Genomic DNA, 25,664 nt, shown 5'->3' with positions numbered 1-25,664 from the left:
GCGCGAGCTAGCGGCGAGGCCCTTTCGTCGGCGGCATACGTTTCTAGCGAGTCGTCGAGGTAACAGGGGATCGTCTGAAGACGATGGGAACCAAGTGCCGTGATTATCTCACAGGTCGACTAAAGATGCCACGCGTGCAAACTACGGCCCGCTTGGTGTCATCCTAAGGTAGCCTCGCAGCCACGTGTTTGCCACCGGAAAGGCGCCAGCGGTTCCCAAGAAATCTTCTGACCTGCCCCTATTCGCCGTGATCGCAAGGCTTGTAATGTGAGGGTCGTTTCGCTCTCGGACGATTCGCCAGATCAAGTTCTGGTTTACAGACCACATAGGTTTAGCGGCCCCGTCGCCCGCTTGTTGCGCCTGAGTTGAGGGGTGTTCGAGATACGTGATCAGGAACTGATCCACATATGCGAAGTCTTTCTGGACAAAATACAGGCTCGCGAGTGCGGCGCTGCTGGCAGAGCCATTGCTGGATTGCATCGCCTCCTCTAGAACTTGTCGCGCCGACTCCGAAGGAATGAGCGCGAGGTGTTGAATGGCGAGATTCGCAGCGAAGGGGTCGGTGCCCTGTTTGCCTTCCAAACCCGCGCGCGCCTGAGCAACCAGATACGCAAGCGCCTGCTCGTCGCCCCCGCAGCGATACATCGCCCAAGCGGCATCCACTAGGACCTCCGGACTGCGAGTCCGTTCGAATACCTGTTTAGCGACATCATACCCACCACTAGCTCCGAGATCTCCAATCAGGCGCACCATGCCATTGGGTTCAGCACGTGCTCGTTCTAGCAGGAAAGCGAGATACCTATCATCTTTCTGGGCAGCCATGACACGCAACACACCTGCATCACGTGTTTCCCTGTAGAGAGCGACGAGGGAATCATATGGAATGGTTTCTTTGTTGTTGCTTAGAACTTCCGCCGCTCTGACGACCTGTATCAAATCAGCGGCCGGAGTAGATCGCGCCTCAGAGACTATCTTCAGCAGCGTCTGTTTACCGTCCGTGGAGCCCCATTGGAAAAGAAGATCCGCAGCCAGCACGCGCACTGCGATGTCGTCGTCTTTGAGCGCGAGCCTCAACGCTTCGATAGCCGCTTTACGGTCGTAGCGTCCGTCACGCAACTGCCCTAGGGTGCGCTGCTTATCGGCAGAGGTTTTCGCGCTCTTTAGCTCACTTATGACCCGGTCGGCCGACCAGCGATCACGCTCTGCCGATGTCACCCGTCGCGCGATTTCGAGGAGCGCCCCGGCTTCGCGTTTGACATCGCGGCTCTCACCAGCGCGCTTCGGTTCGGCCGCGACAACGGAGTGCTGCGCCGGCTCAGATTCTTTCCCCGCAAGCGCAGTTCTGCCAGTGCGCCAGAAATAAATGCCAGCGATGCCCGCAACGAGCGCCAGGATGATGCCGTATTTTGTAGTCGATTTCATCGAATCTCAGGAAGCGGCGCGGCGCCGGGCCACGTGCGGTCACCACTTTGGATGAAGGCGTCCAATTGCCCCGCTATCTCGAAGACCGGGGCTACGCGGGTGAAGCTTGTTCCCCCGGTTCCGTAGTCGCGGGAATATATCCTGATCTCGTTGAAATGCGCGGTTCCCGTAGTGCCGCTCGGTGACCAAGTTTTGTTGACACTAAAACGTATGCGCGAGCCCGTGTCCCTGCCGTCAGCGCCTAGGGCAAAAATCATTTCCGTAAAAATAAACGGGGCATCGCGGGAGAATAACGCGTAGTTTGGAACTCGGCCCTCTAAACCCACGCGGCCTCCGAAGTAGAACGACAACGCGCGCGAGTCCGCTCCGATCGTGATTGCGCCGTTTCCAGGCAAGGGTTCCGACGCGATGAAGCTTTGCGACAAATTGCCTGAAAAATCGACTTCGACTCCCTTGACTGTGATAGAGCCTTGCAGGAAATCGCCGAGATAGGCGAATTTCGTGGGCCCGTTGTCGCATTCGTTACGGATAGCAACCACACTGGATTGCTCAATCGAGCCCGACGAACCCAGTAAATAGCGGAACTGGGTTCGGCCGAACATTCGATACGACCGTTGGGCGCGAAGCGTCGTGAGTTCGCTAGCAGACAACGAGTCCGGCAGCTCAAAGTTATCAGGATATTCGTCGAGCAAAGTTTGAACCATCCAGAGGCGTTCTTTCGTGCTGACGGCCGGCAGACGCACGAACTGAGGCGCGCCGGTCGATCCATCCCATCCCCATTTAATGAATTGAAACGCCCTCCACGCCAAAACGTTCTTCTGCACGGGTAGAGCCATCGTGCTCGGCTTAATCGAAGGATATTTCTGCGGAAGTGCTCGAGGAATATTGCAAGGGAAAGAATGGGATTGGCACAATCATCTTTTCGGCGAAAAGCCGCAAGTCGGACGAAGCAATGCTTCTGACTGAACTGGCGAAATCATTTCCGAATCGAGTGATCCTTGTTGGTGACGGCGAGAATGCAGTCTTGGAGGGACTGGCTGCCCGCGTAAAAGCAGGGGCCGATTCAGAGGCCAGCACGCTTCTTGTGTTCGCTGGCCTACAACGGCTCGGAAACTTGCGCGTGGAATTCCAGAATCTGTTTAGCCGCATGACGCTCCCGAAGGGTTCAGCGCCAGCCGCCAGTCTCGGCGACAGCCTTAAGCTCATTTTGGAGGACGGATCGCGCTTCGGTATCCACACCCTCGTGGTCACTGATTCCCTTGCGGCTCTTGATCGGCAGGTGCCGAATCGTTTTAATCTCCGTGTCGGATTTCGACTTACCGATAACGAATCCCACCTCGTAATTGGTTCGAAGGTGGCAGAGGACGTTGATGACGGCTTTGCGCTTCTGGTCGATAAAGGCGAGTCGTCAGAGCCACAGGAATTCCGCCCTTACGTGCAGATCGATCCGCTTTGGTTCAGCGAACAATTGTCCACGCTCAAGGCAAGATTTGCCCCGTAGCGATGAAAAGCGGACATACCGTCAATAAGCTCAACGGTGTCGCTACTGATGTGCGCCGGCTTGAGACGGGGCGAGCGACACAGACCGGTGCGTTGGCGGGCCGGGAACGCGCAGATCAAGAGGCGTTGGGGAAAGAACAAGAAATCGCCAGAAACGAAATTGCCCAGATGCAGAGAGTCTTGGGCAAGCTTCGGACGGAAGCCGAAACACGGCTTCAAGCCGTCAACCTCGAACTACCGGCAAACCGGCTCAGCCACACTCAATGGACTTTGGACAGCTTCACGCTCGTCACGGCACCGGTGCGACTCAGGCGCCGCCACGAGAAACCGTAGAGCGCGACGATCAGGAAACAGGCCAGCGGCACGAGGAAACTGCGCGCGACGCCGTAGCGGTCGCCGACCGCGCCCATAAATTTCGGCAGCACCGCGCCGCCCATGATGGCCATGACGATGAAACTCGACGCGTGCTTCGCGCGGGTCCCGAGGCCGTGAATGCCGAGGGCGAAGATGGTCGGGAACATGATCGACATGAAAAAATAGCCCGCAAAGACACAGACCACAGAAAGCCAGCCGAGCTTCAGCACGACGAGCAGGCAGGCGGCGGCGTTGAGCACGCCGTAGAGAGCGAGCACGCGATGCGCCGGGAAGACGCCGAGGAGCAGCGAGCCGATGAAGCGGCCGGCGAGGAAACAGAAGAACCCGAGGGAGGCAAGATAGGCGGCGCCCTGGTCGCTCAGCACGACGGCTCCGGCGCCCTTGATCTCGAACCAGCCGGCGAGCACGCCGGTCTGCCACTCCGCGGGAATCGGCGGCGTCTCCGAGGTCATGTAATTGATGAAAAAGCTGAAGATGCCCGCCTGCGCGGCGACGTAGAAAAACTGGGCCGCCACCGCGAAGACGAAGTGCGGATGGTGCCAGAGCGAGCGGTTCGGCTGCGACTCGTCGTCCGCATAGACGTCGGGCGCCTTGAGGTCGGGAATCCGTGCGAAATAAAACACGACCGCCAGCACGAGCACAATGACGGCCACGGCGGCGTAGGGGATCCAGAGCGTCTGGCTGCCGTGGCTAATACCGTTGGCATCCTTGCCGTAGAAGAACATCCCCCCGGCGATCGGTCCGAAGATCCACCCGATGCCGTTGCAGGATTGGGCGAGATTGATGCGCATGGCGGCGTAGCGGGGTGCGCCGAGAACGGTCGCGTAGGGATTCGCGATGGTCTCGAGGAAGGTCAGCCCGGCCGCGATGAAGCACACCCCGAGCAGGAAGGCCCAGAATTGCGCGATTTGCGTGGCGGGGATGAACCACAGGCCGCCCGCGGCGACCATGAGCAGGCCGGCAATGATGCCGCCCTTGTAGCCGAGCCGCAGGGCAAGCCAGCCGGCGGGGAGCGCCATCAGAAAATAGCCGAGGTAGTGGGCGAACTGCACCCAAGCGGACTGCGCGAGCGAGAGATGCAGCTCCTGCTGAAAATGTTTGTCCATCACGTCGATCATGCCGTTGAGGAAGCCCCACAGCAGGAAGAGCGACGAAATCAGGATGAACGTCACGACGACGTTCTGACCGTCGGCGGTGTGGAACAGAGCGGCGCGATCGGGGGACGCCGATGCGGCCGGGGCAGGAGCGGGCGAATGGGACATGGGGAAAGCGGAAGCGACGCTGGCGAGGGCGCAGCCCGGTCAAAGGCCGAGCATCTTCTGGCGATAGTGCTCGTCGGCGCGGCCGGCGATCCGGCGCACCGCGAGGTCCGAGAGGTAGCGGGGGCCGCCCGCGGCGCAGGCGCCAAGCGTGATCGCGGCGACCTTGGCAGCCATGAGCGTGGCCGCGAGCACGGCCGGCGGTGTCGCGCCAAGCGCGATCAGTCCGTGGTTCTCAAGCAGGATCACACGCGGCACGAGGCCGGTGGCGGCGCGGTGACGCTCGACGCCGTCGCGGATCGCGCGCGCGAGCGCCGCGCCGGGATCGGTGTAGGGCACAAGCACCGAACTCGGTCCGCAGCAGACGATCTCGTCGGGGAACAGGCGGCGCGCGGCGAAATCCGGCGCGCGGTCCGAGCAAAGCAGCGCGTTCACGGCGACCGGATGCGTGTGGCCGACGAAGTTCACGCCCGGCAGGCCGAGCAGCCAGGCGTGGAACACGGCCTCGACCGAGGGCTTGCGCGCGGCCGGATCGACGCGCGCAGCAAGCAGGGCCGCCTCGATGTCTGCGTCGCTGGCCTCCGCCTGCGCGAGCAAGCCGAGCAGGACGTCCGCGCGGCACTCGGTCACGCCGCCTGGCACGAGCGTGGCGAGATTCGCCCCGCTGGCCTTGACGAGGAAGGTGCCGGCGCCCGTGCGCGCGGAGGTATTGCCCTCCCCGAGGATGGCGAGCTGGCGGCTCTCGAGGCCGAGTTCGTGCGAGAGTGCGAGGAGTTCGAGGAGCGGGTTGGCGGCGCTCATGGTCAGAACGGCTGGCCGTTTGCCTTGGTGCCGCACAACGAGACCTCGAGTCCGAGCGCGGCGGCGAGCGCGGCCTTCGTGTAGAGCGCGAGATCGGCCTCAGCGGCGGAATGCGCGTAGGCGACCTGGATGTGGTTGGCCTTGTGGCGCGCCATCATCTGGTCGCGCGTCACGCCGTAGGTGGCGGCGTGCATGATCGGCCACTGGGGCGTCGTTTCCTGCCAGCGCCGCTCGGTTTCCGTGGCGGGGAGCGCGATCACCTTGGCGCGGCCGAGGTCCATCTTGAGCTTGCCATTGGCGACAAAGACGCGGCTCCAGACGATCTCACCGGGCTTGGCGACGCCGCGGACCGTGCCGCCGCCAAGACGGAAATACATCGGCGGCTGGCGGTGCGAGTCGGTGCCCTTGAAACCGCCGATGTGATGCGCCGGCGGAGCGCTGCCGGAAATAAGGAAGACCCAGACGTAGTCGTCCGTCGTCTGGCTCCGGTCGTAGTCGCCCCAGCGGAGGTCGTGCAGCGTGTTCTCGACCGGCTGGCCGAGGGCGCGGTGGACGCGGTGCGTGAGCAGGCCGTCGAGGCCGGCGCATTCGTCGACTTCGTTGAAATGCGGGAGCGCATCGCCGCGGCGGATGATCTTGCCGGCGGCGTCGCGCACGGGCGGCCGGTCGGAGTTGTTCAGCAGTCCCTCGACGAGGTCGGAGGCGGGCAAGAGGTCTTTCAGGCCCTGCTGATACTGGATGCCGATCGTGTCGCAGCCGAACTCGTCGGCGAGGCGGAGCGCGGCGATGTAGGTGCGGCATTGCCAGAGCACCTGCCGCTCGGTGAGTTCGGTCTCCTCGTCCTGGCCGAGGTGGAACCGCATGCCCTTGGCGAGCAGCCAGTCGTAGGCGGCGCGGGCTTCTTCCTCGGTGACCTGCGTCGCCGCGTAGTAGAGCGCGGACTGGGAGAGGCGCTCCTTGTAGACGCCGGTCGGGAAGAGCAGTTCGTCGGGAATGATGGCGTTATACATGCCCATGCAGCCCTCGTCGAAGACGCCCATGATCGCCTTGCGGGTGCGCAGCTCGGTCGCGAGCTTCGCGGCGGCGCGCGAAGCGCGCGACGGCACCCGGCAACGCGCCAGCGGCTTCACGTGGCGCTCGGGGTGGCGGACGCGGCCCGTCTTCAGCCACTGGGCGAGGCCGCGCTGGAAGAACTCGTCGGTGAAGTCGATGCTCCAGAGCGTCGAGTAGGCGACGCCGGCCTTGGTCAGCGAGCCGTTGAGATTCAGCATGCCCACGAGGCCCGGCCACGTGCCCGACCAGTTCGCGACGGTGAGAATGGGGCCGCGGTGCGAGATGAGGCCGTGGAGGATGTGGTGCGAATACTGCCACACGCTCTCGGCGACGATGAGTGGCGCGGCCGGATTGATCTGCGCGAAGACCTCCATCCCCTCCTTCTGCGAGGCGATGAAACCGTGGCGTCGGCGCGGGTGGTAGGGATGAGCGCGGATCAGTTCGGCCCCGTGGGCGGCAACGGCGGCGGCGAGCTGCCGTTCCATGGCCGCTTGCGCGGGCCAGCATTTTTCGTTGGCGCCTTGGCGCAGGTCGCCGTTGGCGACGAGCAGGACTTTCGGGGACGGGGAGCGACGCGGCTTTTTCATGAAGGCTGGAAGACCGATCAAGTGGATGCTGGGAGTTAGGGAGTGGCCTTGGCCGTGAACTTACCGCACCGGGATCGCGCGCAGCCGCAGGACGATCGTTGTCGAGATCCGATCCGGAGCGTCGGGCGGCAACGCAGCGATTTCCAATCCGTCCGCGCGACGCGCCACGTTGAGCGGCGTTCCGTCCAGGAGCGTCGCCGCGGGCAGCTCGGCCCCCGGAAGCGCCAGCGACAATTTCCCGTCCGCCGGCCAGGAAAAGACATGCAGGTAGAGGACGACGCCGTCCGCTGCTTTCCGCTGGGTGAGACGGCCCCACCCCGGCGATTTGATCGGACTGGCCGTCGTGCCGTAGATCGCCTGGCCGTTGCGCGCGAGCCAGGCGCCGATTTCGCGCAGGCGCTCGCTCGAACCTGCCGGGATCACGCCTTCGCCGGTCGGGCCGACGTTGAGGAGGAAATTGCCGCCCTTGCTGGCGATGTCGATCAGGTGACGCACCACCGTCTCGGTCGATTTGTAGTCCTCGTCGCCGAGGTAGTAGCCCCAATGCCGGTTCAAGGTCATGCAGGTTTCCCAGGCATCCGTCCAACCGCTGGCGGGGATCTCCTGCTCGGCGACGCGGTAGTCGCCGTAGCGATTCCCCACCCGCTGATTGACGATGCACGCCGGCTGCAGGGAGTGAATGAGCCGCATCAGCTCCACGCTCTGCTCCGGCTTGATCTGCTCCGGCGTATCGAACCAAAGCACGTCGATCGGCCCGTAGCGCGTGAGCAGCTCGCGCACCTGCGGCTTCACCTTCCGCTCGAAATAGCGGCTGAAATCCTTCGCCCCCTCGTCGGGCCAGTCCCAGTCGTTGGAGCGGCGGTTGCCGTCGGCCTTGCGCGTCGTCGGCACGTCCGGATCGGACCAGTCGCGCCCGAGCGAGTAGTAGAGACCGAAGCGCAATCCGGCGCGGCGGCAGGCGGCGGCGAGTTCCTGCACGACATCGCGTTTCCACGGGGTGCGCTGGACAACGTTGTAGTCGCTGACGGCGCTGTTCCACAGGGCGAACCCGTCGTGATGCTTGGCCGTGAGCACGATGTATTTCATGCCGCCGGCCTGGGCGATCCGCACCCACTCGTCCGCGTCGAACTTCACCGGGTTGAACACGCCCGCGATCGTCGAATAGAGCGCGAGCGGCAGCCGGAGGTGACGCATCATGTGCTCGGTCTTGCCGTTGAGCAGCGTGCCGTCGGCGCCCGGATAATGGCAGCCCCACTGCGAATAGAGCCCCCAGTGGATGAACATCCCGAAACGCGCGTCGCTCCACCACGCCAAGCGCGCCGCCCGCGTCTCCGGCGGATCGAGCGGGAGCAGCGATTGCCCCGCGCTGGCGTCTCCCGGATCGATGACCGGCGGCTCCGCCGCGGCCGGGACATGCTCGGCGGATCGGGCGACCGCGACGGCGACGAGGAAAACTCCGACGCGAACGAAGGTGGAGAAGTTGAACATAATTTCAGAGGAGAGCATCGTCCGGCCGCGGCGGATCAGGGCCACACGCGCACCAAACAGGTGCCATGCCGGCCGACCTCGAGCGCGAGACCGTCGCCATCGGGCACCGTCAGGTCGCGCTGCCGCCAGAGATCGCGGACGCGCGTGGGACGCGGGAGACCGAGCTGCGACCAGGTGACCGCGATCGTCTGCGGGACCTGCGCGAGGTTGAAGAAACCGACCGCGTGCGAGCCGTCCGCGAGTTGTTTCACGTAGACCAGCTTGCGTCCGTCGACGACCTGCTGCTTCGCCGGCTGGCCCCGCTCGTCCTGGTTCACGGCGAGGACCTCGTCGTTCGAGAGGAGGCTGAGGGTGAATTCGTCGGCCTTCTCCACCGGGCAGCCGATGAGCAACGGCGCCGAGAGCAGGCACCAGAGCGTGATGTGGGTGTATTGCTCGTTGGGCGTGAGTCGCGAGGGGCGGATGCTCTTGCCGCTGCCGACATCGACCGGGCCGATGACGAGCATGTCCGGGTCGTTCCAGTGCCCGGGGCCGGCGAACTCGCGCCATTTTTCCTGCTGGAACCAGATTCCGCGTAGGCTGCCCCAGATGTCGCGGATGTCTCCGGTCGTGCGCCACGAATGAGCGAGCGCGGACAGCGCGGCGGCGCGCTCCAAGGGCGCGTTGTTCGACAAGCTGTAGACGATGTCGCGTCCCGAAGCGCGCAGCGCGTCGGCCATGACCTGGGTTTCGGGCGGCTCGTTGGGATTCCAGTCGTATTTGAGATAGTCGATGCCCCACTCCGCCCATTGCCGCGCATCGGCGGCGGCGAAGGAATAATCGCCCAGGTGCCAGGGCTTGATCTTGCGGTTCGGCTGCTTGGGCTTCGGCGGCTTCTCCCAGTCGCCGGCCGGGTTGTCGGCGCTGCCGCCGGGGTAGCCCGCGTAGCTCGTGATCCACGGCGTCGAGTAGATGCCTGCCTTCAGCCCCATCGCGTGGAGCTCGTCGCAGAGGCGCTTCAGATCGGGGAATTTCGCGTTCGGCTGCAGCGCGTGCGCCGGCCCCGTGCGCCGACCCTGCCAGGTGTCGTCGATGTTGACGTAGGACCAGCCGTGATTGACCAGGCCGGTGGTCACGAGCGCGCGGGCGGACGCCAGAACCTTCTCCTGGTCCACCGAAACGCCCCAGCAGTTCCAGCTGTTCCAACCCATCGCCGGCGTCAGCGCGATGCGCTCCCCCACCTCGATGCGCAAGGCGCGCGTGTCCGTCCCGTGCGCATTCGTCGCGCGGAGGCTCAGGCGATACGTGCCAGTCGCGGCGATACGTCCCGTGATGCGTCCGGTCTCGGCGTCGAGGGTGAGGCCGGCCGGCAATGGATCGGCGACGAAACGCAGGGGGCGCTCGCCCGTCGCGGGAATCTGATAGAGGAACGGATTCCCCGGCCGCACACCGAAGACGGACGGTCCGTTGATCCGCGGCTGCGCGGGCGGCTTGGGGGTGAGGATCTCGGCCGGCTCGTGGAGTGATGGCGCGACGACCGAGACCGGCTTCTCGCTCTCCACGGTGAACTGCGCTTCCGCCCAGTCCACGAGCGTCTGCGTGTAGTTGTTGCCGATGTCGCGGCAGACGAGCACGAGCACCTGCGCGCCGCGGACCTCGAGATCGATCGCGACCGCCGGCTCGCCCTTTCGCATTTCCCGGTGCCAGCGCACCTGGCCGTCGACTTCGACCTGCAGGATCACCGGCCGCGTGCTGGCGGACGCGTCGTCGACGCCGGCGAGAGCCGTGAAACGCGTTGCGCCCCTCAGCTCCACCGCCGTGCGATTGTCGGCCTGCATGCCCAGGCCGCGCGCGAAGGTCCGCCCGGCCACCGACATCGGCCGCCCTGCCGCGCAGGCATCAACCGCCGGGCGCGCGTGCTCGTAGTCGGAATCGCGCGGATTGATCAGCGGGGCCAGCGGGACGCTTGCGGGCGCCCCGAAGAGCGGTGTCGTGAGGAAGAGCAGCGGCAGGAGGCAGCGATGCATGACGGTCAGGGAACGGGAGTGAGCTCGAGTCCGCGCAGCCGCATCAGGCCGTCGCGGTCGAGCTGCGTTGCGCGCACGACGATGGTGTGCTCTCCGGCCGCGAACGTCACTTCTCCAATCGGAGCGAGGCGAAACACGTTCATGCTGTCGGTCGGCACGACCTTGGCGGCGAGCGACTGCGCCGCGGCCTCGATCACGAATGCGCTGCGCGCGCCCTTGGTCGCGGTGTTGTATTGGGCCGCCACGCGGAACCGGCCACCCTGCGGCACGCGCACGGTCCAGGTGACGGTCGCATCCGCGCCCGTCCACTCCTCCACCACGTCGCGGTTCGTCTTGCCGTCGCCGTAGCGGATGCCTTTGCCGTCGAGACGGCCGTCCATCACGTGGAGATAAGTCGGCCCGGAGAGGCGCAATGCGCTGTTCGCCGCTATCTGCGCCGGGAAATCCAGCGCGATGACGCTGTCGATCGCGTCCGGCGCATGCGCGGGCAAGGCGAGTTCCAGGTCGTCGGCATTGAGCCGTCGCATCTCCAGGTCGCCGCCGTGGAGCAGTTTCGCGCCGAGCGGCGTGCTGCGCAGGCCGCCCACGACGAGCCGGCCGTCCGCCGGCCAGGAAAACACGTGGAGGTAGAGCCGGTTGCCCTGGCGCGTCGAGGTCCCCCACGGCTGCACCGGCAGCGGCGTGCGATCGCAGCCGTAGATGCTCGCGGAGTTCTCCTTCATCCACGTGCCGATGCCGCGGAGGATTTCCTGATCCTTGGGATCGATGACCCCATCGCCGCGCGGCCCGATGTTGAGCAGGATGTTGCCGCCCTTCCCGACCGCCTGCGCCAGGAGGCGGACGAAATGCGCGGGCGGCTTGTGCGACGTGTCGCTCGGCTTGTAGCCGTAGGATTCGTTCGTCGTCGGGATCGCCTCCCAATGCGAGAAGACCTCGGGAAAATAGGCGGGGCGATCCGCAGTCGAGCGATAGTCGCCCAGGGCGCCGCCGCCGATGCGGCTGTTGATCACGACCGAAGGATCGGCCGCGCGGACGGCGGCCAGGATCCGGCGGCAGAGTTCGGGCGGCGTCTTGCTCGAAGTGTCGAACCACAGCAGGTCCGGCCGATACATCGCGATGAGCTCGAGTATCTGCGGGATCGATTTTCCCTCCACGTATTTCGTCGCTCGCGCCACGAGCTCGGGATGCTGTTCCCACCAGCCCGACTCGCCGCCCGGCTTGCCGTAATCCCAGGCGTTGCCGATCGCGTCGGGATGCTCCCAATCCCACGCGTGCGAGTAGTAGAATCCGAATTTGAGCCCGTATTTCTTGCACGCCGCGGAGAGCTCCGCCATCGGGTCGCGCTTGAACGCGGTCTGCTGCGTCAGGTTGTAGGCCGACACTTTCGACGGATACATCGCGAAGCCGTCGTGATGCTTGGCGGTGATCACGAGGTAGCGCATGCCGGCGTCGTGCATGAGCTTCACCCAGGCGTCGGCGTCGAATCCGGTGGGGTTGAAGGGCCTCACGATCTCCTCGAGATAGACCGCCCGCGGTATCTCCAGGACGCGCATCAGATGCTCGGAATAGGTGCCGCCCACGCGCCCCTTCCACACTCCCGCCGGGCCGGAATACACGCCCCAGTGCACAAAGCACCCGAAGCGCGCCTCGCGGTGCCACGCCACGCGGAGATCGCGCGCCGGATCAGGCTCGTCGAGGGTGCGCAGGCCCGGCGGCGGCAGTTCCGCCGCCGCGTGCGCCGCGCCCAGGAGCAACGACAGCAGACCGAACGCGTGCAGACGCGTCCGCCGGCGGATGGCGAACGACGCGCGCACGTCCGCCACGAGGGCCTTCACACGCGTCGCAAGGGAAACCGGCCGGCGATGGCCGCGAACAGTTAACGAGGGATTCATCACGATGGGATTCACGGGAAAGGTCGTGTCAGGGCATCAGCGCCGCGGCGCACCAGAGCATCGGAGCCTGGCCGTGCATGTCGCCGACCAGCCGCTCGCGCTGGAGATAGTAGGCCCGGCCGTCGGACCCGTGCTTCGCGGGCTCGTAGATGTTGGTCCCCTGGCAGACCTCGCGCATGTCCGCCCGCTCGTCGAGGTAGGTCGTGAGCTGGAGCCACGCCTTCCGGGCCGCGGGACCGTAGGTCGCGGCGTCGAGCCAGCCCGCCTTGACGCCGGTGATGAAGGCGAAGGCAAACATGCCGCTGGAAGAAGTCTCCGGCCAGGCCGTGGGGGCGTCGACCAACTCGCGCCACATGCCGTCGGCACCTTGGTGCCGGAGCAGGCTCGCCATCATCAGGCGATAGCCGCGGAGGATGCGCGGCCGGTCCGGATTGTCGGCGGGCAGCTCGCGGAGCAGGAGGCTCATGCCGGCAGCCATCCAGCCGTTGCCGCGCCCCCAGAAAAACGGCGCGTCCGGGGAGTGGAAGAAAAGCCCGTTGGGCTGCTGCAGCCGATCGAGGTAGAGCACCATCTCGCGGGCGGCGCGATCGATGTAGACGCGATTACCGGTGGCCCGCCAGGCCTGCGCCTGCACCGCGGTGATCATGAACATGTCGTCGATCCACAGGCGCGTCTGCCAGGTGTAACCCTGCCGGTAAAACTCGCGCGCCTCGGCCGTCGGCCGCCGGCCGAAGGGTTCCGACCACTGCTTGAACGCCATCCATTCGCCGAGGGCGAGGTAGCGCGGCTCGCCGGTCTGGATCGCGAGTTCCAGCGGGACGGCTCCGAAAACCGTGTAGTCCACGTGATCCGGCACCGGCACCAGGCTCTTTTCCTCGCGAAACAGCGGCTCGAAGCGTTCGGCGAGGCGCGTCTTGAGCCGGTCATCGTGGCTCCGGTCGGCGAAAACGAGCGCGCCATACCAGGCGCACACCTCCGCGTAGTTGATCACGCGCGGCGGCGTGGGGCGGCCGTGGTTCTGGTGGGGGCTGGCGAGATAGCGTTCGGTGATCCGGCGGCCGATTTCCACCGGCGACTTTCCCGCGGGCCAGGGGCCGAAAGCGTCGCCGGCCGCGCGAGCGGAGCCGAGGAGGCCGAGGCAAAGGCTCAGGATCAGTCCGTGCGCGAGACGCGCGCCCGGGGAGCGGCCGCGTGACCGGTCCGACGGCGGCGAACCGGCCGGCCAGCCGAATGAACCGCCGTGCCGCGCGATTCCCCCGAATCGCTGGAGCGGCACGGCGGCCCACCCTAGCACGTTAGCGACAGAGTTCAGTGGACGAAGAGATTCGAGAAGGTGAGGCTGTAGCTCAGATAAACACCGCGAGGGTCACCGAGGCTCTTGCTCACCTTGAGATAGTCTTTGTCGAAGACGTTGTTCACGTTCAGGCGGAACGAGTGACTCGCCCGGGCGCTCTGCTTCCATTTGTAGGCGAAGCCCGCGTTCCACAGCGTCACCGACGGCACGGTGAGTTTCCATTGGTAGGTGCTGCGGGTGACCGTCGGCACGCCGCCGACGATGGTCACGGTGTCGCCCGCCGTCGGGCTTTCCGTCGGCGTCTCGGCGATGTAGGTGACGCCGAGATTCGCCGAGAAGTTCTTCAGCCAGCCATCGCGACCGCTGTATTTGACCCAGGCACCGCCGTTTTCGGGCGAGATGTTCTGCACGTGGCGGCCGACGGCCTGCGGGTTTCTCGTGCCGAAATTGCGGTAGGAGGCGTTGACGTGCGCGAAGCTCACGCCCGCGGACCAGGAGCGGTTGATCGACCAATTCACGTCCGCTTCCCAGCCATCCACCTGCTGGTCGCCGTCGGAGCGCACCACGTTCACGAAATTTCCGGAGCCGACCGGCGTCTCGACGGAATCGGTCACGCGGACGCCGAAGCGCTGGATGTCGTAGAAGCCGATCGTGTAGTTTAGACGATCGTCAAAGAGCGAACCCTTGAAGCCGTAGTCCCAGCCCTTGGCGGTTTCCGATTTGTATTCCGGACTGGCGACGTCGACGGGGTTCTCGCCCTGGTTGACGAAGTAGCTCTCGCTGTAGTTGGCGTAAACGCGGAAGTTTTCCTTCACCTTGAACAGCGCGCCGGCGTTGGGCTTGAACTGGTTCACGTCGCGCTTGACCGGGATGGGGGCATCCATCGTCGGCGTGACGCCATTGATCGCCGTCACATATTCGAGCTGACTGAAATGAACCTTGTCGAAGCGCGAGCCGATGTAGGTCAGGAGATGGTCCTTGAAGAAGCGGGACTCGTGACGGAACTGCCCACCAACGACGCTGATCCGGCGGCGCGTGTAGCGCGAGGCCGCGCCCAGGGGATCCTCCGTCGTGCCGGTGAAATAGGTGAGCGCCGAGACCGGCGTGTAGTCCGGATTGAGGGCGACGATGCGGCCTGAGCCCGCCGTCTGCCACGCGGTGAGCGCGGCGGCCGCGGCGCTGTTCCGCGTGGGGTCGAAGCGATAGTAGTCGTTGTAGTCGACCGTCACGAGGGTCTTGTTCGTGATCTTGCGGTTGGCCAGGTTGTAGCGCGCCACGAGATCGAGCTGCACGCCGCCGCCGTCCTCGTTGATGATGCCGCGATTCGGCGTCGCGCCGCGCGTGGAGAGGAGATTGCTGGCGGCGTTGGTGCTGTTGATCGTGACCGCGCCGAAGCCGGTGTTCGCGTTGAAATTCTGCAGCTTGGCGGAAAAGATCTGCGCGCCCGCGCGGAAGGTGAAGACGTCGCTCAACTGCCGGTCGTAGCTCGCGCGCAGCGTGTCGTTCGAACGCGAATTCTCGCTGTTCGGACCGTAGGCCTGGTAGCGCGCGAGGTTTTTGGCGTAGCCGATCACCTCGTCGTCGAGGTTGGACGACGTGCCCTTCTGGTCCGTGATGATCGGCGCGACCGCGAGCTGGGAGTGGCGGTATTGCTTGAAGTGTTCGGCCGAGAACAGCAGGTGGCCGCCGTTCTTGGTGTCGTGCTTCACGGCGAAGTAGGCCTGGTTCTCGCGAATGTGAAAGTAGTCCACGTCGGCGCCGCGGTTCAGCTGGCTGACGATCGCGATGTAGTAGGTCTGGGGCGATCCGATCGTGCCGGTGGCCTCGAGGGTGCCCTGCAGGGTGCCGAAGCTGCCGCCGCGCACGGTGAGCTTCTGCGTCTCGGCCTTCTGTGGCGACTTGGAGATCATGTTGACCATGCCACCGGGCGAACTGCGGCCGTAGATGCCGGCGTTCGGACCCTTGATGACTTCGACGCGATCGATGTTCGTCTGGCCGTAGCGGCCCTGGCGGTAGAAGCCATCGCGCAGCTGCGAGGACGAAGCGAAACCGCGGAGATTGAAGCCGCCGCCGACATCGAGGCCCGTGAGGCCGCCGATTTGCGTCAGCGAATCGTCGAGCTGGAACATGGCGAAGTCCTCGAAGAACTCGCTCGTGATCACGTTCACGGTGTAGGGCAGGTCCTTGATTTGCGTCGCCACGCGTGTGCCGGTGAGGGTTTCGGCGGCGACGTAGCCGCGATTTTCCTCCGCCTTCACCTCGAAGGGCGAGAGCGTGACGGTGTCTTCCTTGCTGGGGGGGCTGCTCTGCGCCGACGCGGCGGTGGCGCCGAAAGCGAGGCACAGCGCCAGCAGGCCGGCGGCGGACGGGCGGGTTGGGATGGTCATGAGGGGATTTGGGGTTGGTGGAGGCAGAGTTTCGCGGGAAGCGGGAGCCGGGCGGGTCAATAGCCCCACACCTCGACCTCGGTGATGCTGTTCCAGAGGTTCACCGAGTTCCCATGGCCGACGATGCGCAGGTAGCGCGCGGCCGCGTTCGAGAAGTTGTAGGTTTCCAGCGCGGTCGTCGTGCCGCTGCTCGTGCCGCTGTAGACCGTGGTCCAGCTGGAGCCGTCGGCGGAGAGCTGCACGTCGAAGGTGGAGGTGCGCGTGTCGCCGTTGAGGAAGGCGATGCGGACCCACGCGGGCGTCTTCGTCGTGCCGAGATCGTAGCGGATCCATTGGTTGTCGCCCTGCGCCGACCAGCGCGTCGCGAGGCTCCCGTCGACGGTGTTGGCGGGCACGTTGCCATCGTCGGCGCTGGCGATCACGTTGGCGCCGGGGATGGAAAACTTGGCGGCCGAGATGCCGCTCAGCGTGACCGGCCAGTAGGTGAGCGCGCCGCCGGGGCTGGCGTTCACGTTGAAGCTCGCGTGGCTAAGGCTGGTAACCGCGGCCTGCTCGGTGCGGAAGGCGAGGTTCGTGCCGATGGTCTGCTCGCTGCCGCCCGGCGCCGTGACGTAGGCCGAATAGGTGTGCGCGGGCACGTTCACCACGAGACGAAAGTGGTATAGCGTGTTCGCGGTGAAGTTGATCGTGCTCGTCGTGAACGATCCGCCGTTGCGCGCGTCGATCTGCCCGGTGGTGTTGAAGCGCACCATGCACGCGAGGCTCGTGTAGCCGGTCGCGACGCCCGGCGACAGGCCGGCCACCGCGTTTGCCGGGGAGACCGACGAAAGCGCGTCGAACTCCGCCGTGAACGTCCCCGCCGGCGCCGAGGAAAGCGCGGCGCTCACGAAGCCGGAAGCACTCGTGATCGTCGTGCCACCCGAAGGGAGCACCGTGTAGGTCGCCGTGGTGACGGCGCTGTCCGCCAGGCCGGACTTGAAGGCAATCGCCTTCAACGTGAGCGTCGCGGCCACGTTGACCGGGCCGGCGTAGAGCGTGCCGGACGTCGAAGTCGGCGTGGAGCCGTCCGTCGTGTAGCGAATCGACGCGCCGCTCGTGGACGAGCTGATCGTGACGGATTGCGCCGACGAAAAGGTGCCGCCCGCCGGAGAAAACGCCGGCGCGGCCGCCTGGCTGTTCGGCGGGATGAAGCTCCCGGCCGGCCCGCCATAATACTCCGGACCGACATCCCCGCGCTCCATCGGCCCGACACCGGCGCCGGCAACCTCGCGTTCGTAGCAGCCGGTGTCCTTGCCGCTCGCCGGACGCGTCAGCGCGCGGATGTCGAGCGCGGTGGCGGGGGTCGTGTTGCCGGCCAGGCCGAGCAACGGACTGCCGCTCGCGGGAATCGCGTAGCCGAGCGTTGTGTCCTGGGCCAGTCCCGGGGAGCCCGGACCGTAAGTGACGCCGGAAATCCCCGTGACGCCGTAGTTCGCGTTCGGGTGGTAAACGTAGTTGCCGCTGAAGGCGATGGCCGAGGTGCTGTAGCCGATGTCGAAAACCGCCCCATCCGAGGCGTCGCTCTGCACGGCGTTGTTGCGCACTTCCACGCCGGTCGGATCGAGGGCGCCGGTCCCGCTGCTATTGCGGCCGAGAAAGATCGGCTGCTGGCAGTTGAGGAACGTATTGTGGAAGATCCGCGCGTTGTTCGCGACCTCGTAGGTGCTCGCATCGTCGCTGGCCGGCCAGTTCGGATCGCCCTTTTGCACCACGATCGTCGAGGTGACCCCGCTGCCGGCGATATCCTGGAAGTAATTGTTCCGGACGATGTGGTTCTGGCCGATGATGCGGACGCCGCCGGAGTCGGCGAGATTCGCTCCGAAGAAGAAATTGCCCTCGACGGTGCAGTTGTCGCCATGGCGCAGGCAAAGCTGGCCGCGATTCTCGACGAAGGTGTTGCAGCGATAGAGATTGCTGGCGGACTTGTTCGAGATCAGCTCGGGTTCGCCGGCGCCGTAGATCGCGCGATAAAAATAGTTGAACTCGAACGTCGACGCCATGTTCCAGCCCTGGTGCGCGCTGTCGCCGACGCGGATGCCCTCGTAGCCGTTGCTGCCGATCACGGTGCGCGGGCCAAAGTAGTTGAAGGCGAACACATGGCTGCGCGGCGTGGTCTTGTCCGTCTCCGGCGTCGCGAACACGACGGAGGCGCCGATCGTCGTTTTCCCCTCGAAGCTGTTGTAGTTGACCGTGTGCCGGTAGCCTTGGATCACCAGCCAGTAGTAGGTGTTGCCGGCGACCGCGCCGGAGTTGAAGTCGCGGAACATGCAGTTGGTGATCCGGCAGTCGCTCGAATCCGCGGCGGTCTGGATGATGCCCCACTTCTCCGTGCCCGGCATGCCGCCGGCGGCGGTCTGCCCGTCGAACCGGAACCCGGCGAAAGTCAGCCACGAGCCGGAGAGCACGAGGTGGGTCGTGCCGGCGAAGACGGCCGCGCCGGAATTCTGCGCGTAAATCAGGATCGGATTCGCGGAAGTTCCGCTGCCGGTGATCGTCTTGCTACCGACGTTCGAGTAGGTGCCGTCGTGCACGACCACGATGTCGCCCGCAGCCAGGGTCGGCAGGCCCGTGAAATCCGCCGTGGTGTAGACGTCGTAACGGGTCGCGCGGGCGACCGTGACCAACAAGGCTGCCAGCGCGGCCAGCAGGGAAAAACGGCCAAGCAGAAAAGCACCGGATCTCATGTGCGATGGGGTTAGGGGTGGAGCACCGTGGGAAAAATCACGGGCGACGGGGTGACTCCACGCATCCTATCAATCGCCGGACCCTGACGGTATCCGTAGAACTGAGGATTTTTCAGCGTCTGGCGCTTCTGCTCGCAGGCAGAGCGTCATCGCCGCCCGGTCCAATCTCCACGCAACGCGAGGCGATCCGGTCGCGCTCGCCGCCTCACATCACCGCTTCTCGGCCTGGAGATATTTCGCCGCCGCCGCCGTGCGCGAATGCACGTGCAGCTTCTCGTAGATGTGACCGAGATGCGTGCAGATGGTCGTGTAGCTCACGCCGGAGCGGTCCGCGATTTCCTTGGTCGTGAGCCCTTCCGTGACGAGCTGCAGAATCTCCATCTCCCGCGGAGACAGCGCCTCGATCTCGCTCGCGGACGCCTTCGGCCGCTGGAACGACTGCACCACCTTGCGCGCGATCTCCGCGCTCATCGGCGATCCGCCGGCGTGCACATCGCACACCGCCTGCACGATCGCCTCCGGCAGGGAACGCTTGAGGAGGTAGCCGCTGGCGCCCGCCTCGAGGGCCGAGAAGATCTGCTGGCTGTCGTTGTAGACCGTGAGCACCAGAAACTGCGTCTGCGGCAGCTGCCGCTTCAGGCGCGCCGTGCACTCGATGCCGGTCAGGTCCGGCAGATTGATGTCCATGATCGCCACGTCCGGCCGGTGCTTGGGGATGAGCTGCAACGCCTGGCCGCCGTTGCGGCAGGTGCAGACGCAACGGCATCGCTCGGAAGCGTTGATCATCTTCTCCAGCGACGCGCAGACGGCGGCGTTGTCCTCGACGATGGCGACGGTGATGGGGTTCATGCGAGACAGAGGACGAGGGTGGCGATGGCCGCCTACTCCGGCGACGCGGGCAGTTCTTTCCGATCATCGAAGGAGACGACAATCGTAATCTCCGTCCCCTCCCCCGGCGCGGTCCGCCACGCGAGCCGCCCGCGCGCGCGCTCGATTCGCGTCCGCATATTCGACAATCCGTTGCCGCTGGCCGCCGCGGCCGCATGGAGGTCGAAACCCCGGCCATCGTCCTGCAGCGTTATCCGCAGCTCGCGGCCGTGCATCTGCACCCGCAGGATCGCCTCGGTCGCGCCGGAATGCTTCAGGATGTTGTTCATCGCCTCCTTGGTCGTGAGGAAGATGTCGGACCGTTCCTCGGCGCGCAGCGGCAGGCGGGGTATGCCCGGCGCGATGTCCAGGCGCGGGCGAATCGCGCTCGCCCGGAAAAGCTCCTGGAACAGCTCCCCGACGTAAGCGACGAGGTGATCGAGCGAATCGTTGGCGGGATTCACCGCCCAGACGATCGCGTCGAGCGAGGTGACCAGCGCGCGGGCGCGCTGCGAAAGATAGGCGAGCGCCGGTTGCTCCGCGGCCGGCCCGGCGCGCCGGTTCGCCTCCGCGAACAGCCCCAGCTCGGTCAAGCTCGCCCCGAGATCGTCATGCAGGTCCTGCGCGATGCGGCGGCGCTCGTTCTCCATCGCGCGTTCCCGCTCCAGGCGCTCGAGCTTCAGCCGCAGCTGGCGATTGGACCAGCGATACAGGGCCCACGCCGCGGCTGCCACCGCGGCCGCCAGCAGCCAGGCGAACCACGCCGTCTCGTAGAAATACGGCAACTGCACGATCGCCAACCGGGCGCCGGCCTCGTTCCAGACGCCGTCGCTGTTGCAGGCGGAAACACGGAACAGGTATCGGCCCGCGGGCAGGCTGCCGTAGAAGGCGGCGCGGCGCGTCCCGGCGTCGACCCAGTCCGCATCGTAGCCCTCGAGCTTGTAGCGAAAAAGCACCCGGCCCGCCTGGACGAAACTCGGCGCGGTGTAGTCGATGGCGAGCGATCGCGTCCCGGGAGGCAGACGCACCGCGTCGCGCGCCTCGACGGAATGCCGGTCGACGAACACTCCCTCCAGGTGGACCGGGGGCGCCACCTGGTTGAGGACGACGCGCCGGGGATCGATGGCCAGCACACCGCGCCGCGTGGCGAAAAGCAGGTCGCCTTCGCTCGCCCGCAACGCCACCGGCTGCGCGCCCGACCACACCGGGATGATTCCCGTCTCGTCGCCCACCGGCATGGCATGGACCGGAGGCGCCGAGGCGGGCGCGCGCATCCACGCCAGGAGCTCCTCCTTCTGCGCCCACAACACGCCGGCGAGCGTGCCCAGCCACAGCCGGCCGGACTCCTCCTCGAGGATCGCCGACACGCTGCCGCCCAGCGCCTGGTTCGACGTCGGCGGATTCCACCAACGCGCGTGGTCCCAGACGATGAGCCCGCGCTGGTTGATGCCCGCCCAGATCCGGCCTTCCCGGTCGACATGCACCGCCCGCACCTCGGTGGCCGGAAAGCCCTGCAGGCAGTCGCGCGCGACCGATTCGCCGGGATCGACCCGCCAGATGCCGGAGCGCCAGGTGCCGACGATCAGCGCGCCGTCCGCCGTCTCGGCGAACGAGGTGGCCAGCGGGACGTGCGCGCCCTCGGTCGTCTTGATTTCGGTGAAGCTCCCCTGCGTGACGCGAAACAGTCCGTCCGACTCGGTGCCGACCCACATGGCGCCCCGGCGATCCTCGTAGAGCCCGCGCACGAAACGCATCTCCGGATGCTGATGCCACTCGCCGTCGCGGCGCACCCACAAGTGCGAGCTGATCCCGGCCCAGACGCTGCCGTCGTGCGCAGCGTAGACCACGGCCGTCTCGCCTTCGGGCAGGCCCGCCTTCCCGCGCTGCCTCTTCACCGCGCCCGCGGCATCCACGTGCACCACGCCCGATTCCTGCGTCGCCAGCCACAAGCCGCCCAGCGGGTCCTCCGCCACATTCTTGATGTTGTCCGTCGGCAGACCCTGCCGGACCGACAGGAGTTGATACGGCAGTTCGCGCATGCGCGTGAGCCCTTCCGCCCCCGCGCACAGCCAGAGTCCGTTCTCGGTGTCCTCGCAGGTCGCCTGCACGTTGCGATTCGGCAGGCCGGGCACCGCCTGGAAAACCGGCTGTTCCGCCGAGGCGGCGTATTTCAAGACACCCGCCGCCAGCCAAAGTCCGCCCGCCCGCGTCGCGCGGACCTCGTAGATCGGCGCGGTGCCGGCGCCCGTGGATTCCGCACAGCGCTCCAGCTGATCGTCCTTGAATCGAAAAAGGCCGTCGCGCTTCGTCCCAAACCACAGGGTGCCCGGCGAGGACTCGCAGATCGTCAGGACCTCGCCCAGCGCTCCGCCCTCGCCATCCAGATGGTGGAGCACGCCATCGCGGCCCACCCGCAGCAATCCGCGGCTTCGCTCCGGCGCGATCCAGATTTCCTCGTGCGAATCGACGAACAAGGCGCGGACCCGCAAGGCCGGGGGCAATTTCTCCGGAATGAAGGGCTCGGGCGCGTGATCGCCGCGAACGAAATACAGTCCCCGTTCCCACGTGCCGACCCAGAGTTTTCCCGACGGCGCCTCGGCGAGCGCCCGCACCGGCACTCCGTCCAGACCGGCGCGCGTGAACCGTCCCTCGGCGAAACACACCAGCCCCTTGTCCGTGCCGATCCACAGGACGCCGCGGCGATCTTCGTGCAGGCAGTGAATCAAATCGCCCGGCAGACCGGGGGTGCTGGCGGAGTAGAAACCGACAAAGCGATTCCCGTCGAACCGCGCGAGCCCCGAGGGCGTCGCCACCCACACGTAGCCATCACGGGTCTGCAGCGCGGCCGTGACCACTGTCCCGGGGAGCCCGAGTTCGACGCCATAACTGTCGAACGAGTAGTGCACCGCGTCCTTCGCATTCCACGAAGCCGCCTTTCCCGCCGCGCACGTCAGGAGAACGCTCTTGAGCGCAAACCAAGCGACTGCACATCGGCAGAGGCACGATAGTTTCTTCACGGCAGGGGATGAAAGGGGTGACACCGCGGCCACTTCACGGCCAACGGCCCCGCAATCCCGCAAGGAAAATCCGTCTCGTCAAAGCTCTTCACCCCAGGACGGGGGCCATGAATCGCAAGCGCGACACCTTGGGTCCGTATGCGACATGAAGCCTCTTCGCGCCTGCGAATACCGTCCGCAAATCCTCGCCGCCCAGTGTCGCTTGGTTCGCTCAACCGCCCTCCGTATGCCGTGCATCGAAACGAGCCGCATTCGCGCGGGCGGGCGGATGCATGGCGTGGACGACGCCCTGCGCGCGCGAAGCTGGGTCGCGCTCCCACGATTTGGCTTTGCATTCGCAGCGCGCCGCCGCGACCCGAATCGCACCAATCCTCTCCCAAGGACCGGCCGCAACCGCGCTTCGTCGAAAATCAAAAAACGCCCCCTCCGGCAGCGCTTCTATCTCGGACTACTCCTGCATTTCAAAAATTCCGCAGGTCGGCGCTTGACTTGACCGTTTAGTCAACTATCTGTGCTGGTCATGGGCAGAACCTCTGACGCCGCCGAGCGCTTGATGGACGCCGCTCTCGACCTCATCTGGGAAGAGAGCTACGGCGGCGTCACGATCGACGATATCTGCCAGCGCGCGAACGTGAAGAAAGGCAGTTTCTACTATTTCTTCAGCTCGAAGGCCGAACTCGCCGTCGCCGCCCTGGAGCGCATGTGGCTCCAGAACTGGAAGCCCACGATGGACGAACGCTTCTCGCCCTCGCTCGAGCCGCTCGCCCGCATCACGAATTACCTCGACTCCGTTTACCACAAGCAAGTCGCCGTCAAACAAGAGCACGGCAAGGTGCTCGGCTGCCCGATTGTCTCGGTCGGCTCGGAGACCTCGACGCACGAGGCCGACCTGAACGGCAAGATCCGTGAGATTCTCAACCGCAAGCGCCGCTACTACGAGTCCGCCATCCGCGACGCCTTGGCCGAGGGTGTGATCGAGCCGTGCGACCCGGCCGAAAAGGCCACCGCGCTGGCCGGTCTCATCGAGGGCATCGTCTGCCAGTGCCGCATCATGAACGACCCCGAAGTCGCCCGTGCCCTGCCGGAGATGGGCCTTCGCTTGCTCGGCGCCAAAGCCTCCACGACCACCCTTCCCCATTCCTAAAACACGCGCGCATCGCCTCCGCGGCCATGCGCTTTTTTGCCCCCGCAAACTAGCTAACCAGTCAACTATTCCACGCAAAATGAAGCGTAAGATTTCCTCCTTCCGCCCGTCTTCCCTTCGCCAAGCCATGACCAGCTCATCCACCTCCACCTTGCAACGAGCGACGCGCGAAGTCCGTCCGCGCTTTCCCGCGCCGGCAAGCGGTGTCCTCTGGGATCCGTTCCTTCTCGATCGCCTGCAAGCCCCGCTCACCCGCCACCACGATTGAATCCCGCTTCCACGCCATGAACACCCTCCTCGCCCAACCCGTCTCCCTGACGAGCGCCTCGTTCGCCTCCGAAGTCCTCGACGCCTCCGAACACCAACCCGTGCTCGTGGACTTCTGGGCCTCGTGGTGCGGCCCGTGCAAGGCCATCGCGCCCGTGCTCCAGGCAATCGCCCACGAACGCGCCGGCCAGGCCGTCATCGCCAAGATCGATGTCGACGCCCACCCGGAGCCGGCGGCGCACCACGGCATCCGCTCCATTCCGACGCTGCTGATCTTTCGCGACCGCCGCGTCGTGTCGACGCTCGTCGGCGTCCGCCCGAAGGCCGAAATCCTCACCCACCTCGATGCCGCCATCGCGACGCATCGCTCCGCCTGAACCTCCCTTGCCTGTCCACGCTTCTCCCATGACCACCCACGCTTCCACCCGCTTGAAACGTCCCTTGCTCCTCACCGCCGGCGCCCTCGCCATCGGCCTCGGCATCTACACCGTCACCTCGTCCAGCCACGCGGCGCCCACCGCGGCCGCCGTCGCGCCTCCCGCCCCCAAGGTGACGGTCGCACCCGTTGAGCAGCAGCTCGTCACCGAGTTCGAGGAACTCACCGGCCACGTCGACGCCACCGAGACCGTCGAGCTCCGCGCCCGCGTCTCCGGTCACCTCGAGGCCGTCGAATTCCAGGCCGGCCAGCTCGTGAACAAGGGTGACGTGCTCTTCCGCATCGATCCGCGCTGGTATCGCGCGCAGTTCGATCTCGCCACCGCGCGTGCCGAAGTCGCCGCCCGCGAAGCCGCGCGCGCCGAGAAGCTCCTCGCCGCCGCCGCCATCTCCAGCGAGGAGGTCGAGGCCCGCCGCGCCGCCGCCGCCGAGGCCCGCGCCGCGCTCGAGACCGCCAAGCTCGACCTCGAGCACACGGAAGTCCGCGCCCCGATCGCCGGCCGCGTCTCCCGCGCCTTCGTCACCGCCGGCAACCTCGTTTCCGGCTCGCCGGGCAACGCCACGCTGCTGACCACGATCGTCAGCGTGGGCGACGCCTACGTCTACGCCGACGTCGACGAGGCCACGCTGCTCAAGTTCAACCGCCTTGCCCGCGAGGGCCGCATCCTCACCCGCGCTGGCCGCGTCCCGGTCGACCTGCAGCTGTCCGACGAGCGCGACTTCCCGCGCCACGGTTACCTCGAGTCCGCCGACAACCGTGTCAATCCCGCCACCGGCTCGCTCGCGCTGCGCCTCGTGTTCCCGAATCCCGACGGCGCCCTGATCCCCGGCCTCTTCGCCCGCGTGCGTATCCCGGTCAGCGCGCCCGCGCCGGCCCTGCTCATCAGCGAGCGCGCCATCGGCACGGACCAGAGCCAGAAGTTCGTCCTCGCCGTCGACCACAACAACACCGTCGCCTACCGCACGGTGAAGCTCGGGTCGGTCGTCGACGGCAAGCGCGTCGTCCGCGAGGGCCTCCAGCCCGGCGACACCATCATCGTCAACGGCCTCCAGCGCGTCCGCCCCGGCATGACCGTGGCCCCGGAACCGCCGGCCGTCGCCCAGGCCGCCGCGACCGGCGGCGACAAGATCGCGGCCCTCCGCTAAC

The 25,664-nt window shown here is 66.0% G+C and carries 17 protein-coding genes; 4 read left to right on the top strand and 13 right to left on the bottom strand.

Going from position 1 to position 25,664, the window contains the following annotated elements:
- Positions 1-141: 141 nt before the first annotated feature.
- Both ACMYLB_RS10675 and ACMYLB_RS10670 read right to left on the bottom strand, forming a co-directional pair.
- The gene (locus tag ACMYLB_RS10675; protein WP_415910899.1) at positions 142-1,422 is read right to left on the bottom strand and encodes a hypothetical protein; all 1,281 of its coding nucleotides are present in this window, start codon (positions 1,420-1,422) and stop codon (positions 142-144) included.
- Positions 1,419-2,246 (bottom strand): hypothetical protein, encoded by an 828-nt coding sequence (locus ACMYLB_RS10670; RefSeq protein WP_415910898.1) that lies wholly within the window; start codon positions 2,244-2,246, stop codon positions 1,419-1,421. The genes ACMYLB_RS10675 and ACMYLB_RS10670 overlap by 4 nt, the downstream gene beginning before the upstream one ends.
- 47 nt (positions 2,247-2,293) lie before the next feature.
- On the opposite strand from ACMYLB_RS10670, the gene ACMYLB_RS10665 reads away from it, so the two are divergent.
- The gene (locus ACMYLB_RS10665) at positions 2,294-2,923 is read left to right on the top strand and encodes a hypothetical protein (protein ID WP_415910897.1); all 630 of its coding nucleotides are present in this window, start codon (positions 2,294-2,296) and stop codon (positions 2,921-2,923) included.
- A gap of 259 nt (positions 2,924-3,182) precedes the next feature.
- Here ACMYLB_RS10665 and ACMYLB_RS10660 read toward each other — a convergent pair whose 3' ends face one another.
- From ACMYLB_RS10660 to ACMYLB_RS10610, 11 genes are all read right to left on the bottom strand, one after another.
- A complete protein-coding gene (locus ACMYLB_RS10660; protein WP_415910896.1) occupies positions 3,183-4,559 on the bottom strand; it encodes an MFS transporter in 1,377 nt (458 codons plus the stop codon).
- 39 nt (positions 4,560-4,598) lie between these two features.
- Positions 4,599-5,357 (bottom strand): class II aldolase/adducin family protein, encoded by a 759-nt coding sequence (locus ACMYLB_RS10655; RefSeq protein WP_415910895.1) that lies wholly within the window; start codon positions 5,355-5,357, stop codon positions 4,599-4,601.
- A 2-nt stretch (positions 5,358-5,359) separates the two neighbouring features.
- Positions 5,360-6,997: a fucose isomerase gene (locus tag ACMYLB_RS10650; protein WP_415910894.1), complete on the bottom strand. Its 1,638-nt coding sequence runs from the start codon at positions 6,995-6,997 to the stop codon at positions 5,360-5,362.
- A gap of 60 nt (positions 6,998-7,057) precedes the next feature.
- Complete coding sequence (locus tag ACMYLB_RS10645) at positions 7,058-8,503, bottom strand: alpha-L-fucosidase (protein WP_415910893.1); 1,446 nt, start codon at positions 8,501-8,503, stop codon at positions 7,058-7,060.
- A gap of 17 nt (positions 8,504-8,520) precedes the next feature.
- Positions 8,521-10,491: an NPCBM/NEW2 domain-containing protein gene (locus ACMYLB_RS10640; protein WP_415910892.1), complete on the bottom strand. Its 1,971-nt coding sequence runs from the start codon at positions 10,489-10,491 to the stop codon at positions 8,521-8,523.
- A gap of 5 nt (positions 10,492-10,496) precedes the next feature.
- Positions 10,497-12,398 (bottom strand): alpha-L-fucosidase, encoded by a 1,902-nt coding sequence (locus ACMYLB_RS10635; RefSeq protein WP_415910891.1) that lies wholly within the window; start codon positions 12,396-12,398, stop codon positions 10,497-10,499.
- Between the two features lie 13 nt (positions 12,399-12,411).
- The gene (locus ACMYLB_RS10630; RefSeq protein ID WP_415910890.1) at positions 12,412-13,452 is read right to left on the bottom strand and encodes a glycoside hydrolase family 88/105 protein; all 1,041 of its coding nucleotides are present in this window, start codon (positions 13,450-13,452) and stop codon (positions 12,412-12,414) included.
- Positions 13,453-13,691: 239 nt separating this feature from the next.
- A complete protein-coding gene (locus ACMYLB_RS10625; protein WP_415910889.1) occupies positions 13,692-16,064 on the bottom strand; it encodes a TonB-dependent siderophore receptor in 2,373 nt (790 codons plus the stop codon).
- 56 nt (positions 16,065-16,120) lie between these two features.
- Positions 16,121-18,787 carry a chondroitinase-B domain-containing protein gene (locus tag ACMYLB_RS10620; RefSeq protein WP_415910888.1) on the bottom strand — a complete coding sequence of 889 codons (2,667 nt, stop codon included), beginning with the start codon at positions 18,785-18,787 and terminating at the stop codon, positions 16,121-16,123.
- A 210-nt stretch (positions 18,788-18,997) separates the two neighbouring features.
- The gene (locus ACMYLB_RS10615) at positions 18,998-19,636 is read right to left on the bottom strand and encodes a response regulator transcription factor (RefSeq protein WP_415910887.1); all 639 of its coding nucleotides are present in this window, start codon (positions 19,634-19,636) and stop codon (positions 18,998-19,000) included.
- Between the two features lie 32 nt (positions 19,637-19,668).
- A complete protein-coding gene (locus tag ACMYLB_RS10610) occupies positions 19,669-22,560 on the bottom strand; it encodes a two-component regulator propeller domain-containing protein (RefSeq protein ID WP_415910886.1) in 2,892 nt (963 codons plus the stop codon).
- Positions 22,561-23,191: 631 nt separating this feature from the next.
- Here ACMYLB_RS10610 and ACMYLB_RS10605 point away from each other — a divergent pair.
- The 3 genes from ACMYLB_RS10605 to ACMYLB_RS10595 all read left to right on the top strand — a co-directional run bounded on the left by ACMYLB_RS10605 (position 23,192) and on the right by ACMYLB_RS10595 (position 25,663).
- Positions 23,192-23,815, top strand: coding sequence for a TetR/AcrR family transcriptional regulator (locus tag ACMYLB_RS10605; protein ID WP_415910885.1), 624 nt, complete (start codon positions 23,192-23,194; stop codon positions 23,813-23,815).
- A gap of 284 nt (positions 23,816-24,099) precedes the next feature.
- The gene (trxA, locus tag ACMYLB_RS10600) at positions 24,100-24,459 is read left to right on the top strand and encodes a thioredoxin (protein WP_415910884.1); all 360 of its coding nucleotides are present in this window, start codon (positions 24,100-24,102) and stop codon (positions 24,457-24,459) included.
- A gap of 28 nt (positions 24,460-24,487) precedes the next feature.
- Complete coding sequence (locus ACMYLB_RS10595; protein ID WP_415910883.1) at positions 24,488-25,663, top strand: efflux RND transporter periplasmic adaptor subunit; 1,176 nt, start codon at positions 24,488-24,490, stop codon at positions 25,661-25,663.
- The last annotated feature ends 1 nt before the right edge of the window (position 25,664 follow it).

The organism is Oleiharenicola sp. Vm1 (assembly GCF_047777955.1).
In the GTDB taxonomy this organism is placed as follows: Bacteria; Verrucomicrobiota; Verrucomicrobiia; order Opitutales; family Opitutaceae; genus Didemnitutus.
Note: the sequence above shows the minus strand (reverse complement) of the source record. Positions and strands in the feature narration are given on the sequence as shown.

Excerpts from the sequence above, each read along its gene's own strand:
- ACMYLB_RS10675 (WP_415910899.1), bottom strand. The coding sequence starts at position 1,422 with ATGAAATCGACTACAAAATACGGCATCATCCTGGCGCTCGTTGCGGGC.
- ACMYLB_RS10660 (WP_415910896.1), bottom strand. The coding sequence starts at position 4,559 with ATGTCCCATTCGCCCGCTCCTGCCCCGGCCGCATCGGCGTCCCCCGAT.
- ACMYLB_RS10655 (WP_415910895.1), bottom strand. The coding sequence starts at position 5,357 with ATGAGCGCCGCCAACCCGCTCCTCGAACTCCTCGCACTCTCGCACGAA.
- ACMYLB_RS10650 (WP_415910894.1), bottom strand. The coding sequence starts at position 6,997 with ATGAAAAAGCCGCGTCGCTCCCCGTCCCCGAAAGTCCTGCTCGTCGCC.
- ACMYLB_RS10645 (WP_415910893.1), bottom strand. The coding sequence starts at position 8,503 with ATGCTCTCCTCTGAAATTATGTTCAACTTCTCCACCTTCGTTCGCGTC.
- ACMYLB_RS10640 (WP_415910892.1), bottom strand. The coding sequence starts at position 10,491 with ATGCATCGCTGCCTCCTGCCGCTGCTCTTCCTCACGACACCGCTCTTC.
- ACMYLB_RS10625 (WP_415910889.1), bottom strand. The coding sequence starts at position 16,064 with ATGACCATCCCAACCCGCCCGTCCGCCGCCGGCCTGCTGGCGCTGTGC.
- ACMYLB_RS10620 (WP_415910888.1), bottom strand. The coding sequence starts at position 18,787 with ATGAGATCCGGTGCTTTTCTGCTTGGCCGTTTTTCCCTGCTGGCCGCG.
- ACMYLB_RS10615 (WP_415910887.1), bottom strand. The coding sequence starts at position 19,636 with ATGAACCCCATCACCGTCGCCATCGTCGAGGACAACGCCGCCGTCTGC.
- ACMYLB_RS10605 (WP_415910885.1), top strand. The coding sequence starts at position 23,192 with ATGGGCAGAACCTCTGACGCCGCCGAGCGCTTGATGGACGCCGCTCTC.
- trxA (WP_415910884.1), top strand. The coding sequence starts at position 24,100 with ATGAACACCCTCCTCGCCCAACCCGTCTCCCTGACGAGCGCCTCGTTC.
- ACMYLB_RS10595 (WP_415910883.1), top strand. The coding sequence starts at position 24,488 with ATGACCACCCACGCTTCCACCCGCTTGAAACGTCCCTTGCTCCTCACC.